At 35.8% G+C, this 14,586-nt stretch carries 16 protein-coding genes; 10 read left to right on the forward strand and 6 right to left on the reverse strand.

Features of this window, described 5'->3' with window-relative positions; genetic code table 11:
• Positions 1 to 7: 7 nt before the first annotated feature.
• The 5 genes from ACFFHT_RS02270 (at position 8) to ACFFHT_RS02290 (ending at position 4,623) form a co-directional block, all read left to right on the forward strand.
• Positions 8 to 688: a TIGR00153 family protein gene (locus tag ACFFHT_RS02270; protein WP_382373071.1), complete on the forward strand. Its 681-nt coding sequence runs from the start codon at positions 8 to 10 to the stop codon at positions 686 to 688.
• A 42-nt stretch (positions 689 to 730) separates the two neighbouring features.
• Positions 731 to 1,990, forward strand: a complete 1,260-nt coding sequence (locus tag ACFFHT_RS02275) for an inorganic phosphate transporter (protein WP_382373073.1) — start codon at positions 731 to 733, stop codon at positions 1,988 to 1,990.
• 94 nt (positions 1,991 to 2,084) lie between these two features.
• Positions 2,085 to 2,690 (forward strand): TIGR04211 family SH3 domain-containing protein, encoded by a 606-nt coding sequence (locus tag ACFFHT_RS02280; protein ID WP_382373075.1) that lies wholly within the window; start codon positions 2,085 to 2,087, stop codon positions 2,688 to 2,690.
• Complete coding sequence (locus ACFFHT_RS02285; protein ID WP_382373077.1) at positions 2,690 to 3,868, forward strand: tRNA nucleotidyltransferase/poly(A) polymerase-related protein; 1,179 nt, start codon at positions 2,690 to 2,692, stop codon at positions 3,866 to 3,868. Before ACFFHT_RS02280 ends, ACFFHT_RS02285 begins: the two co-directional genes overlap by 1 nt.
• A complete protein-coding gene (locus tag ACFFHT_RS02290; RefSeq protein ID WP_382373216.1) occupies positions 3,868 to 4,623 on the forward strand; it encodes a Nif3-like dinuclear metal center hexameric protein in 756 nt (251 codons plus the stop codon). The genes ACFFHT_RS02285 and ACFFHT_RS02290 overlap by 1 nt, the downstream gene beginning before the upstream one ends.
• Before the next feature lie 366 nt (positions 4,624 to 4,989).
• Here the strand turns inward: ACFFHT_RS02290 and ACFFHT_RS02295 are convergent, their stop codons facing one another.
• Complete coding sequence (locus tag ACFFHT_RS02295) at positions 4,990 to 5,571, reverse strand: thymidine kinase (RefSeq protein WP_382373079.1); 582 nt, start codon at positions 5,569 to 5,571, stop codon at positions 4,990 to 4,992.
• A gap of 138 nt (positions 5,572 to 5,709) precedes the next feature.
• Between ACFFHT_RS02295 and dapF the strand changes: the two genes are divergently transcribed.
• From dapF to ACFFHT_RS02320, 5 genes are all read left to right on the forward strand, one after another.
• Positions 5,710 to 6,534, forward strand: coding sequence for a diaminopimelate epimerase (dapF, locus tag ACFFHT_RS02300; protein WP_382373081.1), 825 nt, complete (start codon positions 5,710 to 5,712; stop codon positions 6,532 to 6,534).
• A 9-nt stretch (positions 6,535 to 6,543) separates the two neighbouring features.
• A complete protein-coding gene (locus tag ACFFHT_RS02305) occupies positions 6,544 to 7,242 on the forward strand; it encodes a DUF484 family protein (RefSeq protein WP_382373083.1) in 699 nt (232 codons plus the stop codon).
• 3 nt (positions 7,243 to 7,245) lie between these two features.
• Positions 7,246 to 8,136, forward strand: coding sequence for a tyrosine recombinase XerC (xerC, locus tag ACFFHT_RS02310; RefSeq protein WP_382373085.1), 891 nt, complete (start codon positions 7,246 to 7,248; stop codon positions 8,134 to 8,136).
• A gap of 12 nt (positions 8,137 to 8,148) precedes the next feature.
• A complete protein-coding gene (locus tag ACFFHT_RS02315) occupies positions 8,149 to 8,856 on the forward strand; it encodes an HAD-IA family hydrolase (protein WP_382373087.1) in 708 nt (235 codons plus the stop codon).
• Between the two features lie 132 nt (positions 8,857 to 8,988).
• Positions 8,989 to 10,320, forward strand: a complete 1,332-nt coding sequence (locus ACFFHT_RS02320; protein ID WP_382373089.1) for an anaerobic C4-dicarboxylate transporter — start codon at positions 8,989 to 8,991, stop codon at positions 10,318 to 10,320.
• Between the two features lie 48 nt (positions 10,321 to 10,368).
• Here ACFFHT_RS02320 and ACFFHT_RS02325 read toward each other — a convergent pair whose 3' ends face one another.
• The 5 genes from ACFFHT_RS02325 to ACFFHT_RS02345 form a co-directional block, all read right to left on the reverse strand.
• Positions 10,369 to 12,393, reverse strand: a complete 2,025-nt coding sequence (locus tag ACFFHT_RS02325) for an RNA/DNA-binding domain-containing protein (RefSeq protein WP_382373091.1) — start codon at positions 12,391 to 12,393, stop codon at positions 10,369 to 10,371.
• Between the two features lie 98 nt (positions 12,394 to 12,491).
• Positions 12,492 to 12,788 (reverse strand): YciI family protein, encoded by a 297-nt coding sequence (locus tag ACFFHT_RS02330; RefSeq protein WP_382373093.1) that lies wholly within the window; start codon positions 12,786 to 12,788, stop codon positions 12,492 to 12,494.
• Between the two features lie 5 nt (positions 12,789 to 12,793).
• On the reverse strand, positions 12,794 to 13,246 hold the full coding sequence (gene yciA / locus ACFFHT_RS02335) for an acyl-CoA thioester hydrolase YciA (RefSeq protein WP_382373095.1): 453 nt from the start codon (positions 13,244 to 13,246) through the stop codon (positions 12,794 to 12,796).
• Between the two features lies 1 nt (position 13,247).
• Positions 13,248 to 13,799, reverse strand: a complete 552-nt coding sequence (locus tag ACFFHT_RS02340; protein WP_382373097.1) for a septation protein A — start codon at positions 13,797 to 13,799, stop codon at positions 13,248 to 13,250.
• Positions 13,796 to 14,536 (reverse strand): hypothetical protein, encoded by a 741-nt coding sequence (locus ACFFHT_RS02345; protein ID WP_382373099.1) that lies wholly within the window; start codon positions 14,534 to 14,536, stop codon positions 13,796 to 13,798. Before ACFFHT_RS02345 ends, ACFFHT_RS02340 begins: the two co-directional genes overlap by 4 nt.
• Positions 14,537 to 14,586: the final 50 nt, after the last annotated feature.

Raw genomic sequence — 14,586 nt, forward strand, 5'->3', positions numbered from 1 at the left:
GATGTTTATGGCAATTAATAACATTCTTGGTCTATTTGCCCAATCCCCTCTTAAACCTCTACAAAAACATTCCACTAAAGTTAATGAAGCCTGTGCAATGTTGATTCCTTTTTTTGAAGCATGCTATGCAGATGACTGGGACACCGCAATGCAACTTCGTACAAAAATTTCTGAATTAGAGAAACAAGCAGATTTGCTCAAACGTGAAATCCGTTTGAAATTACCTCGTGGCTTATTTATGCCCGTAGAACGTACTGACTTATTAGAATTAGTGACACAATTAGACAAATTAGCTAACTATGCAAAAGATATTTCTGGCCGTGTTATCGGTCGTCAATTAAGAGTCCCAGAACAGATTCAAGCGGAATTTTTAGCTTATGTGCGTCGTAGTTTAGATTCAAGTGATCAAGCTAGACGTGTAATTGATGAAATGGATCAATTACTTGAAACTGGATTTAGAGGCCGTGAAGTGAATTTTGTAAACGATATGATTACAGAATTAGATAAAATCGAAGACGATACCGATCATATGCAAATTCTTTTACGTCGTAAATTACTAGATTTAGAAGCCTCTTATAATCCAATTGATATGGTCTTTTTATATAAAGTTATTGAATGGGTAGGGGTGTTAGCAGATCAAGCTCAACGTGTAGGTTCACGTATTGAATTAATGTTAGCGCGTTCATAATGCAATCAATGATAACAATGACTTAATTTATTAGGATTACTTATGGAAACATTATCTCATTACAGCACCCTGCTGGTGATTTTGACCGCAATCTTTGGTTTTTTAATGGCATTTGGAATTGGTGCAAATGACGTATCAAACGCAATGGGAACCTCTGTTGGTTCAAAAGCAATTACTCCTCGCCAAGCTATTTTAGTGGCAATGTTCTTTGAAGGTACAGGAGCATATCTTGCTGGTGGTGAAGTCACAGAAACAATTAAAGACGGTATCGTTGATCCAACTATCTTTATTAACCAACCTGAGATTCTTGTCTTAGGTATGATGGGAGCATTGCTTGCTGCTGGTGTTTGGTTATTAATTGCTTCTCGTGTTGGTTGGCCTGTATCCACAACCCATACCATTATCGGGGCGATAATTGGTTTTGCTTGTGTAACTGTAGGAACAAGTGCTGTAGATTGGCATAGTTTACTTGGCATTGTAGGTAGCTGGTTTATCACACCAATTATTGCTGGAATCATTGCCTATACTATTTTTACTAGTACTCAACGTCTGATTTTTGATACTGAATCACCATTAGAAAATGCGAAAAAATACGGCCCTTTCTATATGGGATTGACCGTATTTATCATTTCATTGGTGACAATCAAAAAAGGATTAAAGCACGTTGGTTTACATCTTGATAACCTAGAAACTTTTGGACTTTCACTCTGTTTTTCAATCATTGCTATCATCGCTTGTCGTTTTTATCTGCGGAGTACTGCATTTGAAAAACAAGCTGACAGTGGTTTTGGCGGTGTAGAAAAGGTATTCCGTATTTTGATGTTACTTACTGCTTGTTCAATGGCTTTTGCTCATGGTTCAAATGACGTTGCCAATGCGATTGGACCTCTATCTGCCGTGGTTTCTGTTGTTGAAAACGGAGGCATTGTTGCGAGCAAAACTCAATTAGCTTGGTGGATCTTACCATTAGGTGCTTTAGGGATTATCTGTGGTCTTGCGATTATGGGACATCAAGTAATGGGAACGATTGGAACAGGAATTACTGACTTAACACCAAGCCGTGGTTTCTCTGCAGAATTTGCAACAGCAACGACAGTTATTCTCGCTTCTGGTACAGGATTACCAATTTCCACAACACAGACTTTAGTAGGTGCGGTACTTGGTGTTGGTTTTGCCCGTGGTATTGCGGCACTTAACTTAACGGTTATTCGCAATATCATTTCCTCTTGGGTGATTACCCTACCAGCTGGTGCGGTATTCTCAATTATAATTTTCTATACCCTAAAAGCTGTGTTATTGTAAAATACATATCTCATCACTAAATGCAGGCTACGCTGCATTTAGTGATAATCTTATCCTATCTAAGTAACTGTAAATCATCAAAAAGTACATATTTATGAAAAAGTTTTCTCACCTTTTAGGGGTGTTTTCAACCCTTGTCATTGTTAGCCAATGTGCTTTTGCACAAACTCAATATGTTTCAGAAAATTTAAGTACCTATCTCAGAAAAGGGGCAGGTGATCAATTTAAAATTGTAGGGACAATCAAATCGGGTGAAGCTGTCACGATATTAGAACAAAAAGATAAATATACACAAATTCGTGATAGCCGTAATCGAGAAGGTTGGATCCTCACAAGTGAACTTAGCACGACAGCAAGTAGTAAAGAACAAGTTCCTGCTTTGCAAAAACAGATTGATGAACTTACTTTAAAACTCAATCGTATCAATAATGATTGGCAACAACGTACTAACGAAATGCAACGTCGTACACAACAAGCCGAAAAACAAAGTAGCGAATTACTGGAACAAAACTCTCAATTAAGTCGCCAATTAGACATTATCAAAAATAAAAATAAAGATTTAGAAGCAATGCTCGATTCTGAAAAACGAGGCATTATTATTCGTTGGTTTATTTATGGTGGATCCGTATTAGCAGCAGGACTTATTCTTGGTTTAATTATTCCTGTTTTAATTCCAAGACGCCGTCGAGATCGTTGGTAATGGAAATACAACCCAAAATCTATCTAGTAGGTGGTGCAGTACGCGATCGCCTATTAGGTTTACCTGTTAAAGATAAAGATTGGTTAGTTGTTCACGCTACCCCTGAATACCTCTTACAACAAGGCTATCTACAAGTTGGGAAAGATTTTCCTGTTTTTTTACACCCTAAAACCAAAGAAGAATATGCCTTAGCCCGCACTGAACGCAAAACAGGTAAAGGTTATACTGGCTTTTATTGTGATTTTTCGCCTAACATCACACTAGAACAAGATCTCATTCGCCGCGATTTAACAATTAACGCCATCGCAGAGGATCTACAAGGTCATCTATACGATCCTTATCAAGGCATCTCTGATCTAAAGAACAAAATCTTACGTCATATTTCACCTGCATTTTGTGAAGATCCTTTGCGAGTATTGCGTGTCGCCCGTTTCGCTGCTCGTTTCTATCAACTTGGTTTCCAGATTGCCCCAGAAACCTTAGCTTTAATGGAGAATATAGTAAAAAGTGGTGAATTACAGGATTTAACACCTGAACGTGTCTGGCTTGAAACAGAAAAAGCCTTAAATACCGCTAACCCTGAAATCTATTTCCAAACATTAAACCAAATCGGTGCAGGCGAGCTATTTACCGCATTACAACCATTATGGCAATCAGAAAATAGTAACGTAATTGATGCATTAATTCGCTTAAATAAACTTTTAATCAATCAAACTATTGATGATAAAACTGCACGTTTTGCCTTGCTCTGTGTTTGTTTAATATCTCAAACAACACGCTCTATCCCGCAAATTACCCAACAAATTAAACAGCTTTGTCAACAATATAAAGCATCTCTTGCTTATCAAGAATATGCGATCTTAAGTATCCAATTTGCTGAACAATTTGCAAAAACAGAACAGCTTTCTGCCGATCAGATTGTTACTATTTTTGATCAATTAGATTGTTGGCGTAAACCACAGCGGTTATCTGATTTATGCTTGATTTATCAAGCACTTTTTACTGACTTTACTGCCAAACAGCAACAACAATGGCAACATTGGTATCAATTAGCTAAATCGGTTGATGTGCAACAAATTATTGCTGCAGGGTTTCGTCAACAACAGATTAAACAAGAACTTTATCAACGCCGTGTATTAGCGATTTCTAATGCAAATGAAAGGATAAACATACCATGATTAATAATCTTGAACTTGAACAACAACTTAATCAATTACTAAATAGCGATAAAATTAATGATTATGCCCCTAATGGCTTACAGGTTGAAGGTAAAGCACACATTCAAAAAATCGTTACTGGAGTAACAGCATCACAAGCCTTGTTAGACTATGCGGTAAGTGTCAAAGCAGATGCGATTATTGTTCACCATGGTTATTTCTGGAAAAATGAAAATCCTTGTATCCGTGGTATGAAAGGCAAACGTATTCAAACGTTATTAAAAAATGAGATCAATTTATATGCTTATCATCTACCATTGGATATGCACCCAACACTAGGCAACAATGCACAATTAGCCAAATTACTTGGCATAGCAAACTTACAACCCTTAGAAGATTCACCTAATTCGATCCCAATGTGGGGGACACTACCTCAAACTATCTCTGGTCAAGCCTTTGCGGAACGTATCAATCAAACATTAGGTCGAGTTTGTTTACATTGTGCCAATAATCCAGCTCAACCAATCCAAAAAATTGGACTTTGTACTGGTGGTGGGCAAGGTTATATCGATCTTGCAGCAAGTAAAGGTTGCGATGCTTTTATTACTGGGGAAGTTTCCGAACAAACCGTTCATTCTGCACGGGAGCAAGATATTCAATTTTTTGCCGCAGGACATCACGCTACCGAACGCTATGGTATTAAGGCTTTAAGCGAATGGTTACAGCAAAATTATGCACTAGAGGTTGAATTTAAGGATATTGATAATCCTGCTTAATATGAGGGAATCTGTATTTAGTATTCAACAAGCCACTAACAAACTTCGTTTTAAGAAAGATCTTTATAAATCCTCCATAGGGTTCCCTTGTGCTTTGCCCGAATGTAGGAAAGATTTTTAGGCAAAAAACGTCTAATTTTTCTGAGTTGTGCAAAGAAAAATATCAGTTTTTTGCCGTCCGAAAAATCTTGACGAAATGAGGAAATAGCAAGGTACTAGGGCGTGCTTTTTTTGCCCATTTTTCTTTGCACGAGCAAAAAAAAGTGGGTCACCCTTTAGGGCGAAACCTAAATCTAAATTGAGCAAAGAATATTGATAAAGGTTAATTCATTCGACTTTATCAATAAATTAAATACAAAAACTAATTTAATACTTTCCCATCTTCTCTTTATAATGCCGACGACAAACAGATAAATAATGATCATTTCCACCAATCTGAATCTGATCGCCCTCTTTAATAACTTCACCTTGTTCATTCAGACGTAGCACAAAATTGGCTTTGCGACCACAATAACAGATCGTTTTTAACTCTTCTAATTGATCGGCCCACGCTAATAAATAACGACTACCTTCAAACAACTCCGCTTGGAAATCAGTGCGTAATCCATAACATAACACTGGAATATTTAATTTATCGACAACTTCTGTTAATTGATAAACTTGAGATTTTGTTAAGAATTGAGCTTCATCTACCAAAATACAATTTAAATTTTGTTGCTGATGTTGTACTTGAATCTCAACAAATAAGTCTGTTTTTAAATCAAATAATTTTGCCTGTTCTTCAATTCCAATCCTTGAGGTAACTTTTCCCACACCATAACGGTTATCAATCGCTGCCGTATAAACCAACGTGTGCATTCCTCGCTCCCGATAGTTATATGAAGATTGTAATAACGTAGTCGATTTTCCTGCATTCATCGAAGAGTAATAAAAATAGAGTTTTGCCATAGCCCAATCCTTTATAAAAAACGGCGCTAGTATAACGAGATTCAGAGTTGATTAATATATTTGATTTTGCACTTCAGGCTTTAGACTTTAAGCGGAACTCTCTATAATAACCCCATCAAATTTATACATGAGGTAAGTATGCAGTTTTCCAAAATGCACGGATTGGGTAATGATTTTATGGTGGTTGATGGTATTACCCAAAGCGTTTTTTTCTCCGAAGAGATTATCCGCCGTCTAGCTGATCGCAATCGAGGTATTGGTTTTGATCAATTATTATTAGTAGAAGCCCCTTATGATCCTGAATTAGATTTTCATTATCGTATTTTTAATGCTGATGGTAGTGAAGTGGAACAATGCGGTAATGGGGCGAGATGTTTCGCCCGTTTTGTCCGTTTAAAAGGTTTAACCAATAAAAATGAGATTAAAGTCAGTACTGCAAAAGGCAAAATCGTTCTCATCGTCAATGATGATGAAACAGTGCGTGTTAATATGGGCGAGCCAATTTGGGAACCTGCTAAGATTCCTTTTATTGCCAATAAATTCGAAAAAAATTATATCCTGCGTACAGATTTGCAAACCGTATTATGTGGCGTAGTTTCAATGGGCAACCCTCATTGCGTGTTACAAGTAGATGATGTAACAACAGCCAATGTCGAACAATTAGGTCCACTATTAGAACATCACGAACGCTTTCCTGCTCGTGCAAACATTGGTTTTATGCAAGTCATTGATCGTCAACAGATTAAACTAAGAGTATTTGAACGTGGTGCTGGTGAAACACAAGCCTGTGGAACAGGAGCATGTGCCGCCGTTGCAGTTGGCATTATGCAAGGTTTATTAGATAACAAAGTTAGTGTCACCTTGCCAGGGGGAAAATTAGAAATTGAATGGTTAGGACAAGGACATCCTCTTTATATGACAGGTGATGCCACATTTGTCTATGATGGCGTTATCCAATTATAAGGAGTGATTATGAGCGATATAGATGCGAATTTAGAACAACAGATTGCCGATTATTTGCAAACCCATCCTGATTATTTTGCACGCCATTTGCCATTATTAGATCAATTACTGATCCCACATGAACGCAAAGGTATGATCTCATTAGTTGAAGCACAATTAGGGCGACAACGTGAAAAAATTGCCCAGTTAGAAAATACACTGAATCAAGTGAGCAATACTGTACAACAAAACGAAACCCTATTTTTCAGTTTGTTACCCTTACAAAAACAGCTTTATCAAGCAAAATCTATGATTCAAGCCAATAATATATTAGATCAATGGGCGAAAAAACTTGGTTTGAAACAAGGAAAATTACTCTTACTTAAAGATGCGTGGCAAATAGATCAGCTGGAATCAGAACAATTCTGGTTAGATCGTAAAGCCTTTGAGATTATTCGCTTAGAACGTTTTGGCTTACAATCTTTTTATCTTGGCAAATTAACCAATCGAGAAAAATCATTGCTCTTTTTACCCGAAGAACTACCTATCGGTTCAGTCGCACTATGTCTGTTAAACAATAAATTAGACCATAAACCTTATCACACCGTTTTAGTCTTTACCGCATTGCATGAAGGGCATTTTTACCGTGGACAAAATACTGATTTTCTTGAAACCGTAATCGAATTACTTGAACCTTTACTTCATCAATGGCTGACTTATAAAAAATAGCGTATGTTACAACAGTGGTTAGAACAATATTGGAATTATTTGCGAATTGAACGTCAACTAAGTCCAAAAACTCTCGAAAGTTACCAACAGCAAATGGATGCTTGTGTTGAATTACTCACAACCGAAGGAATTACTGATTGGTTACAAGTCGATGGGAGTGTCATTCGTTTTATTTTGACCCAAGGAAAAAAGTCAGGCTTACATGAACACAGCCTTGCATTACGTCTTTCGAGTTTACGCGGTTTTTTCCAATTTTTATTGCGTAAAAAAGTCATTGCTGTTAATCCAACAGATGGTATCTCTGCACCAAAAGCAGGTAAACGCTTACCAAAAAGTTTGGATATGGAATCAATTACCCAACTACTTGATATTAAAAGCAAAGAACCGCTTGCCTTACGTGATAAAGCGATTATGGAATTGATGTATAGTTCTGGGTTACGTCTTTCTGAATTACGAGGTTTAAACCTTGAAGATATTAATTTTAAAGCTAAAGAATTGAAAGTATTAGGAAAAGGGAACAAAGAACGTATCCTACCATTTGGTCGTTATGCTGCTGGTGCATTGCATGAGTGGTTGCAGGTACGAGGTCAATTTCAACCAAAAGATAATGCCTTGTTTATTAGTCATCAAGGTAATCGTTTGACCAGTGCAGCTATCCAACAACGCTTAGATCAATGGGGCATTAAACAAGGTTTAAATGCACATTTAAACCCACATAAACTTCGTCACTCTTTTGCAACACATATGCTAGAAGCCACATCTGATTTACGTGCTGTACAAGAGTTATTAGGGCATGAAAATCTCTCTACTACCCAAATTTATACACATCTTAATTTTCAACATCTTGCTCAAGTCTATGATTCTGCTCACCCTCGTGCTAAACGTAAAAAGTAAGGAATTATTGTTATGCTTCATTTCTATCGTACCTTTACTCAACCTAAAGTCATTAGTTTTGATCTCGATGATACCTTATATGATAACTACCATGTTATTCGCCAAGCTGAGCAAGCCTTTTTAGATTGTTTACAACAATTTGTGCAATTTGCCCCTGAGCAATGGCAACAATATAAACAACAACTGTTACAACAAGATCCGATTCGCTATGAAGATGTTGTTGCTTGGCGACAGGCAGCAGCGACTTGTTTACTTCAATCCTTAGGCAAACAGCCCTATGAAATTAACAAAATCCTTAATGAAAGTATGGCTGTCTTTGTTGAATGGCGACATAAAATTGAGGTGCCATTAGCCAATCAACACTTTTTAACACAATTAGCAAAATGTTACCCATTAGCTGCGATTAGCAATGGAAATGTTTATCCACCAAAAATTGGTTTACATCAGTTCTCCTTAATGTTACGTGGAGGAGAACATGGTCGAGCAAAACCTCACTCAGACTTATTCCAGCAAACTGCAAAACATTTTTCTTGTAACACCAATGAGATACTTCATGTTGGTGATAATCTTATTACGGATGTACAAGGTGCGGTTATTAGCGGTTGTCAAGCGGTATGGATTAATACTAACCAAGAATCAATTAGGCATATTAGTGAGGCCTCTCACCTCCCTACTATCGAAGTTTTTGATGTTACCGAGTTAAATTTTCTGCTCAAATAAACAGCAAAATTTGATATAAGATAAACTTTATTTTAAATCTTGTTCTTTTTTTTGAACTGGATCTTGCGATCTTTTCGCCTTTCTTTATCATTACCTCAGTTTAGTTATTTCCAAACATTTTATGAGGTTCTTATGCTATACGCTGAATTTATTCTTCTACTCTTTTTCTTATATATGGGTAGCCGTTACGGTGGTGTCGGATTAGGTGTGGTATCCGGTATTGGTTTACTCGTTGAAGTTTTCATCCTCCGTATGCCTCCATCATCTCCACCAATTGATGTAATGTTAATCATCTTAGCAGTTGTAACATGTGCATCTGTACTAGAAGCAGCTGGTGGTTTGAAATATATGTTACAAATTGCTGAACGTATTCTACGCAGCAATCCAAAACGTGTAACAATTCTTGGGCCAATGGTAACTTATTTTATGACTGTTATTTTAGGAACAGGTCATGCCGTTTATACCATTATGCCAATTATCGGTGATATCGCCCTTAAAAATGGTATCCGTCCAGAACGTCCAATGGCTGCCGCCTCTGTTTCTTCACAAATCGGGATAACAGCAAGCCCAATTTCTGCAGCAGTTGTCTATTACTTAGGACAAATTTCTGAATTACCTGGATTCTCTCACGTTAGCTTATTAACAATTGTCTCTATCACTATTCCAGCAACTTTCTGTGGTGTATTAGCTCTTTCTTTATATAGCTTACGTCGTGGTAAAGAATTAAAAGATGATCCAGAATATCAACGTCGTTTAAATGATCCTGAATGGAGTAAGTTAATTAAAAATACGACTAGCACCAGTTTAAATGAAACTTTACCACCTGCTGCGAAAAACTCTGTATTACTTTTCCTTTTAGCATTAGTTTGTATTGTCATCGTAGCAATGTTCCCAGCAATTCGTACTATTGGCGATTCACCAAAAGCAGTATCAATGGGTGTCATTATTCAAATGATGATGCTAGCATTCGCAGGGATCATTTTATTATTTACCAAAACTGATGTGAAAAAAGTTCCTAATGGCGTGGTATTCAAATCTGGTATGGTGGCAACCATTGCAATCTTCGGTATTGCGTGGATGAGTGATACTTACTTCACTTATGCAATGCCTTCATTTAAAGCAGGTATCACTGATATGATCAAAGCCTATCCTTGGACATTTGCTTTCGCACTCTTTGCTGTATCTGTCGTAATTAACAGCCAAGCTGCGACTGGAAGAATGTTACTACCAGTTGGTATCGCAATGGGCTTACCTGCACCATTACTTGTTGGTTTACTCCCAGCAACCTATGGTTATTTCTTTATCCCTAACTATCCATCAGATATTGCAACTGTAAACTTTGATATTTCAGGGACAACTAAAATTGGTAAATACTATTTTAACCACAGCTTTATGATGCCAGGCTTAATTGGTGTTGTAGTAGGATGTATTGTTGGTATTAGTATTGCAAATGTGATTATGTAAGTTTAATTCAAGCTAAAAAAATACCTCGCTATGCGAGGTATTTTTTCTCTATCTATTTTCTTTAGAAATGAAACGATATGACTGATCTTTATGAGTAGGTTGTTGTGGGAATGCTAATTCTAACATCCCTTGTTCTACAAATTCTTTTAGATGTAATCTTAGACTAGATTCTGTCATACCTAATAGTTCTGCAAGCGCCTTTTTAGTTACAAATTGTCCGTTACACAATATACATACAAGTTCTCTTACTTTTAATTTCTCTTTCTTTTTCTTGTGATAAAACTCTCTTGGAATAATTGCTTGTAAAGAAGCTAAAAATTCAGGATTTAAATCTTGTAAATCAGTAATAATTTTACGCCCATCTTTCACTGTACGACCATATTCATCTAAATCAAAACTATAAACAGCGATCTTGGGAACAGCTTGTAAGTTAGCTTGTAAGTTAGCTTGTAAGTTAGCTTGTAAGTTAGCTTGTAAGTTACTCTTTTCGTGAATATTTTTTATATCAACACTTAACTTCTCATCGAGTGTTATATCACGACGTTTACCATAGATAGCTTGTAAATCCACATCTTTCACCCAAGGTAAAATATAAAATTTTTCCTTTTTCTCTCCTTTACTTAATAGCAACCCTTTTTTCTCTAAAACTGGTAACGCTAAAGTAATATCTCTACTATGGTGATCCTCGCCTAATTTTTCAGATAAAATTGAATGATTAATCCATCCCTTATTCAATACTGCTAATAATAGAATTTTTTTATGTAATTCATTATCTAGTTGTTGATAAGTCTGCCCTAACTGATTATGTAGTTGTTGATGAGCTTGAATTACAGCACTATCTTGTAAAGTTAAAGTAAGAGATGTTTTTTCAGCATCTGTATATAAAATAGGAGAGGTAAGTAATTCTTTTCTATAATTAGAAAAAATAGTTTCAATTCCTTTTCCTTCACGCTCACATAGCCCTATTCTACGAAACATATTATGCAAAATTGAATTTCTACACTCTGATTTTTGACCATGTTGTGCTTCTACAATACTTACTAACATTACGCCTGGATTTTCAAAAGTTAAGGTATTTGATATTTGAGAAATTTTTAAAGTCACTCTTTCATTAAAATAATCTGAATGTGTAAGTGTATTAATAAAAGCCTCTCGTAACGCATAAGTAATTAGATTATCTTCAATTCTCGTTAAATGATTTAAAGCAAAATGTTTGTTTTTTGCCAGATCAAATAATTTAGGCGCAACTTTTAGATAAAACTCAAATAAATTCCCTTCCTCTAAATCATCACAGGTAATACGTTCATCATATCTCTGTTCACTTTCTTTAGATTTATATTCTAAAAAATAGTGTGGTAATAAAGAACGGATAATATGTAACTGCCCAAACATGAGCAATCCAGCATAAGTTAAACCTTCTGTTTGTGTATTTAAATCACGCTGATAAGCATTAATTTTCTTCAAAAACGCTAGATTATCCAACGCAAGTAACGGACTAGTAGAATTATAATTTTTAATATATTGCCGAAATTTTTCTAATGTAGGCAAATGCAATTCGGAAAGGGAAGTTTGTGGAATAATCTTACTATCTTGATTAGTTTTTGTATAACTTGATAGAAAATGTTTTAATTCTGTTGCAGATAATCTGTGATCACCAGTATTCAAACGAACATAAGAATTAGTAATATCACCATTCAAATGCACGGGAATATAGTTATTTTCGGCTTTAGGAACATAAACAGCAATAACATTTTTATCGGCAAAAATACCGCTATCAAAAAGTACTGACGAATTATTCAAAGAATGATGACTAATTTTTTGCCCTCCTCGAGCTTGCGAATATAAATCATCAACTACTTTACGAACATCTTTAACACCAGTAATTTGAAACTCATTATCCCGCTCACTCACACCAAGCAGAATAAAACCTCCTTGTGTATTTGAAAAGGCACTAAATGATTTCCAAAAGTCTTTAGGTAAACTATTTGCAGCAGTTTTGCATTCTAGATATGTTTTCTCTTTAATGGATTCTGGATTGGACAAAAATTGTTTTATATCTTCCCAAGTTAACATTATTCTACTCCCAAAACTGCTTTACCATTTACAACCTCTTGTTATTCTTCTGTTGATTAAAAACTACATTTTTAAGCCTGTTTTATTACTTAAAATAATTAAAACACCCTCTTAAATGGTTTCACGATAACTTCGCCATATACCCCTGCTGCAACATAAGGATCTTGTGATGCCCACGTTTTTGCTTCTTCTAATGAGGCAAATTCTGCAATCACCGTTGAACCAGTAAAACCTGCACTACCTGGATTTTCATCATCAATCGCTGGATTTGGGCCAGCGACTAATAATCGACCTTGTTGTTGTAATAAATTAAGACGTGCTAAATGCTGTTCTCTTACCGCTAAACGCTTTTCTAAAGTATTAGGTAAATCTTGTGCAAAAATAACATAATACATAACAATTACTCCTTTGATTGAAATTCTGCAATAATCTCTAAGGCTTGTGCTAATTCTGGATTATTTTCACGAGGTACAGGGCTTGGGCGACCTTGTTCATCTATTGCAACATAAGTAAATACCGCATCTGTCACCAAATAACGATCAGATACTGCATCTTGAAATACTTGTTTAACCCAAACTTCGACTTTTACCTGAATTGACGTATTTCCCACTTTCGTACAACGCCCATAACAGCATACCACATCACCTACTGAGACAGGTTTATGAAAGGTCATATTGTTAACATGGACAGTAACAACACGGCGATGAGCAATTTCTTTTGCTAAAATCGCTCCACCAATGTCCATTTGGGACATAATCCAGCCACCAAAAATATCACCATTTGCATTAGTATCTGATGGCATTGCCAATGTTCTAAGTAATAATGTGCCATCAGGCGTACGAGCTGTATCCATTTTACTGATCCTTTTTCTGTTGTGATTGAGCTGAAAGATGTGGGTAGATATAAATACCTGTCAACAATGAAGCTGCCAATGTCATACCAAAGAAACCGAATGATTTAAAATCAACCCAAATATCATCAGATAAAAATTGGCTAACATAGAGATTAATCAACATACAAAGAATAAAAAATATTCCCCAACCAAGATTAAGATTCGCCCAAACTCGTTCTGGCAACTGAATCTCTTTTCCTAGCATACTTTTAATCAAAATCTTCTTAAACCCATATTGACTAACTAGCAGGATTAAAGCAAAAAGTGCATAAACAATGGTAACTTTCCATTTTAAAAATTCCAGATCATTAAAATAGGCTGTCAAACTCCCAAAGAACACAATCCCGATTGCCATAATCCATTGTGATTTTTCAATTTTTCCATATTTCACTTTCAAGATAATAAATTGCACAATCGTTGCGATAATTAAAGTAATCGCCGCCTCACGCACTCCAAAGAGTTTATAAACAGCAAAGAATAAAATGAGAGGAATAAATTCTAGAAGTTGTTTCATAGTGTAGTTGCCTTAATATAAATACGATAAAAACGGTAAGCGAAAATTAATGAAAATAGATTAATAAATGCTGTTACCAAAGTAGAAATGACTAATAAGGCATCACCTAAAAACCCTACTAACACATTACTTAACAACATTGGAACGAGATACACTAATAACAAATAAATCACCATTACTTTAGTTTCTCGGCGACGATTCACAAATTGTAATAGATTTCTAAATCCTTTTGTCTTGGATTCCAATAGATAAGCATACGGCAGTAAAGCTACACGAGTTAATAAATAACCACTTACTAATAAGAAAAATGCACCACCAACCAATAATGCAAAGCCACCTTGCAAACCTAAAATGCTAATTCCCATAATAAATGGCATTAATGCCAGAATTAACACACAGTTATAACCAATAAAACCAAGCAATTTTTGTAAGACAGTAGGAATACAACTAAAAATATCACCAATACGATTAGTAGAAACCTGATCGATGGTTAAGATAAACCACATATTAAACATGACAGAGAGAATTAAATTAAAAAAAGAGGCAAAAATCACCCCAGATGAAATCTTATCTGGTGTCGCTTGTAATTGTTCCAATCCCCCATTCGCACTCATCACTAACTGAAAAATCAACGTATTCAACGCATATAGCACCGTAAAAGTCACCACAATTGGATAACGATTACGCACAAAATAACTACTTTCTTGCAAAATACGAATAAAATTAATTGACATCATTTCCTCTTTCATTGCAACAACTCAAAACTGAGTGAGTATAACAATTTCAG

This window comes from Gallibacterium melopsittaci (assembly GCF_042433085.1).
Lineage (GTDB): Bacteria > Pseudomonadota > Gammaproteobacteria > Enterobacterales > Pasteurellaceae > Gallibacterium > Gallibacterium melopsittaci.